The 265-nt window shown below is 61.9% G+C and carries 1 pseudogene; it reads right to left on the bottom strand.

The annotated features are described in order from the left end of the window. Positions 1-265 (bottom strand): annotated as a pseudogene (locus F0Q45_RS27235) (phosphate ABC transporter substrate-binding protein PstS); the annotation flags it as partial.

Genomic DNA, 265 nt, shown 5'->3' with positions numbered 1-265 from the left:
CCCCATAATCGTTGCCCCAGCAATCGTTTTGCCGACGGAGTCGGCGCTGATAGCAACCGCTTCGGGGCTGGCGGCGGTGACGATTTTTGCCATGTTCAGGTTCTGCGCCTGGGCAAACGACCACTCGTTGTAGGTGATCGATCCTTCGGTGTTCTTGATGGCCGCCGACGTGCCGTCGTTCCCCTTCGCGCCCTCACCGACGCCGCCTTTGAACGCCTTTCCGACTCCCTTGCCCCAGGCGCCATCAGAAGCGGCGTCAAGGTAG

The sequence above is a fragment of the Mycobacterium simiae genome (assembly GCF_008370645.1).
In the GTDB taxonomy this organism is placed as follows: Bacteria; Actinomycetota; Actinomycetes; order Mycobacteriales; family Mycobacteriaceae; genus Mycobacterium; species Mycobacterium simiae_A.
Note: the sequence above shows the minus strand (reverse complement) of the source record. Positions and strands in the feature narration are given on the sequence as shown.